Origin of the sequence: Micromonospora sp. LOL_014 (assembly GCF_048060245.1) — a bacterium.
Taxonomy (GTDB): Bacteria; Actinomycetota; Actinomycetes; order Mycobacteriales; family Micromonosporaceae; genus Micromonospora_E.
Genome location: NZ_JBHMIP010000075.1, coordinates 1 through 2,825, shown reverse-complemented (window position 1 = coordinate 2,825; position 2,825 = coordinate 1). Strand labels below are relative to the sequence as shown.

3 protein-coding genes and 1 pseudogene are annotated in these 2,825 nt (G+C 71.9%); all 4 read left to right on the top strand.

Features of this window, described 5'->3' with window-relative positions; translation table 11 throughout:
• Positions 1 to 854, top strand: an 854-nt coding sequence (locus ACFHW1_RS28600) for an aldehyde dehydrogenase family protein (RefSeq protein WP_416616688.1), incomplete at its 5' end; no start/stop codon positions are given.
• Positions 851 to 1,681: a 2-keto-4-pentenoate hydratase gene (locus tag ACFHW1_RS28595; RefSeq protein ID WP_416616686.1), complete on the top strand. Its 831-nt coding sequence runs from the start codon at positions 851 to 853 to the stop codon at positions 1,679 to 1,681. The genes ACFHW1_RS28600 and ACFHW1_RS28595, both read left to right, overlap by 4 nt.
• Positions 1,681 to 2,607, top strand: coding sequence for an acetaldehyde dehydrogenase (acetylating) (locus ACFHW1_RS28590; protein WP_416616684.1), 927 nt, complete (start codon positions 1,681 to 1,683; stop codon positions 2,605 to 2,607). Before ACFHW1_RS28595 ends, ACFHW1_RS28590 begins: the two co-directional genes overlap by 1 nt.
• Positions 2,604 to 2,825, top strand: a pseudogene (locus ACFHW1_RS28585) (4-hydroxy-2-oxovalerate aldolase); the annotation flags it as partial. The gene ACFHW1_RS28590 and the pseudogene ACFHW1_RS28585, both read left to right, overlap by 4 nt.

The window sequence follows — 2,825 nt, the reverse complement described above, 5'->3', positions numbered from 1 at the left end:
TCAATGTGGTGCACGGGTTCGGGCCGGGTGCGGCGGGGGAGTGGCTGACCACTCATCCGGGGGTGGACGCGGTCACGTTCACGGGTGAGTCGGCGACGGGGTCGGCGATCATGCGGGCGGCGGCTGACGGGGTGAAGGCGGTGTCGTTCGAGTTGGGCGGGAAGAACGCGGGTCTGGTGTTCGCGGACGCGGATCTGGACGCGGCGGTGGCGGGTTCGGTGCGGTCGTCGTTCACCAACGGTGGTCAGGTGTGTCTGTGCACCGAGCGGCTGTACGTGCAGCGGCCGGTGTTCGACGAGTTCGTCGACCGGCTGGCGGCCGCCGCCCGCGACGCCCGGTACGGCTGGCCCGCCGACGAGACGATCTCGACGATGCCGCTGATCTCGCGCGGCCACCGGGACAAGGTGCTCGGCTACTACGATCTGGCCCGCGCCGAAGGCGCGCAGATCCTTGCCGGTGGTGGCGTGCCGGCCTTCGGCGACGCCCGCGACGGCGGCGCGTACGTGCAGCCGACCGTGTTGACCGGGCTCGACTCGTCGGCGCGGCTGGTGCGGGAGGAGGTGTTCGGCCCGATCTGCCACATCGCTCCGTTCGACACCGAGGAGGAGGCGTTCGCGCTGGCCAACGACTCCGACTACGGGCTGGCCGCGACGGTGTGGACCCGCGACGTGGGGCGGGCGCACCGGGCCGGTGCCCGGCTGGACGCCGGCATCGTCTGGGTGAACACCTGGTTCCTGCGGGACCTGCGCACCCCGTTCGGCGGAGTGAAGGCCTCCGGGGTGGGCCGGGAGGGCGGCGTGCACTCGCTGGACTTCTACTCCGAGTTGACCAACGTCTGTGTGGACATGTCATGAATGTGGACATCGAGGCCGCTGCCGCGGCGCTGACCGGGGCGTACGACACCGGGGTGCCGTGTGCACCGCTGCGGGACCGGTTGCTGCCGGTCGGTGACGTGGCCGCCGCGTACACGGTGCAGCGGGGGTTGGTGGCCGGCTGGACAGGGGCCGGGCGGCGTCGGGTCGGCGCGAAGATCGGTTTGACGTCGCCGGCGGTGCAGGCCGCGTTCGGCGTGTATCAGCCTGATTTCGGGGTGCTGTTCGCCGACATGGCGGTGCCGGATGGCGACGAGGTCGACCTGGCCGGGCTGATCCAGCCCAGGGTGGAGGCCGAGGTGGCGTTCGTGCTCGGCACCGACCTGCCGGACGGGCCGGCGACCGTGGTCGACGTGCTGCGGGCCACCGACTTCCTGCTACCGGCGATCGAGATCGTCGACTCCCGGATCACCGACTGGGACATTTCCATCGTGGACACCGTGGCGGACAACGCCTCGTCGGGGCTGTTCGTGCTCGGCGATCGGCCGGTGCCGCCCGCCTCGGTGGACCTGCGGGGGTGCGGCATGGTCCTGGAATCGGCCGGTGTGCCGGTGTCGGTCGGTGCCGGTGCCGCCTGCCTCGGCAACCCGGTGCACGCCGTCGCCTGGCTGGCCTCGACCATGGCAGCCGCCGGGGATCCGCTGCGAGCCGGCGACGTCGTGCTCTCCGGCGCGCTCGGCCCGATGGTGCCGGTCACCCCAGGAGCGGCGTACGAGGCACGGATCGCCGGGCTCGGCTCGGTGCGGACCAGATTCAGCGCGAAACCGGCCGACCGGTCGGCCGACGGCGAGTCAGGGGAGGGGTCGTAGTGGGTGTCGGGGTGGCGGTGATCGGGTCGGGCAACATCGGCACCGACCTGATGATCAAAGTGCTGCGGCTGTCGGAGTCGCTGGACATGGTGGCGATGGTCGGCATCGACCCGGAATCCGACGGGCTGGCCCGCGCCCGCCGCCTCGGCGTGGCGACCACCGCCGACGGCGTCGACGGCCTGGTCGCGATGCCCGAGTTCGCCGACGTGCGACTCGTCTTCGACGCCACGTCGGCCGGCGCGCACCGGCGCAACAACGAGATCCTGCAGGCGCACGGCCGGACCGTGGTCGACCTGACGCCGGCCGCGATCGGCCCGTACGTGGTGCCGCCGGTCAACCTGGACGCCCATTTGGGTGTGTCGAACGTCAACATGGTCACCTGCGGCGGGCAGGCCACCGTACCGGTCGTCGCCGCCGTCACGCGGGTGGCGCCGGTGGCTTACGCGGAGATCGTCGCCTCGATCGCGTCCCGCTCGGCCGGCCCTGGGACGCGGGCGAACATCGACGAGTTCACCCAGACCACCGCCCGCGCCCTGGAGGTCGTCGGCGGCGCAGGCAAGGGCAAGGCGATCATCGTGCTGAACCCGGCGGATCCGCCGCTGCTGATGCGCGACACCGTCTACTGCCTGACCCCGGCCGGCGTCGATCGGGAGGCGGTGGCCGACTCGGTGGCGGCCATGGTGGCGTCGGTCGCCGAGTACGTGCCCGGCTACCGGCTCAAACAGCGGGTGCAGTTCGATCCGGTCGACGCGTTCGTGCCGGCGCTGGGCAGCCACTTCACCGGTGTCCAGGTGTCGGTGTTCCTCGAAGTGTCCGGTGCCGGGCACTACCTGCCCGCGTACGCCGGCAACCTCGACATCATGACGTCGGCGGCGCTGCGTACCGCGGAACGTCTGGTCGCTGTCCGAGCGGAGGCACGGTCATGACCCGCCTGTACATCCAGGACGTCACGTTGCGCGACGGCATGCACGCCATCGGGCACCGGTACACCGTCGACGAGGTCCGGGCGATCGCCGCCGCGCTCGACGCCGCAGGGGTCGACGCGATCGAGGTCGCCCACGGTGACGGGCTGGCGGGATCGAGCGTCACCTACGGCCACGGTGCCGCGTCGGACGCCGACTGGATCACCGCCGCCGCCGAGTCG

Excerpts from the sequence above, each read along its gene's own strand:
- ACFHW1_RS28595 (WP_416616686.1), top strand. The coding sequence starts at position 851 with ATGAATGTGGACATCGAGGCCGCTGCCGCGGCGCTGACCGGGGCGTAC.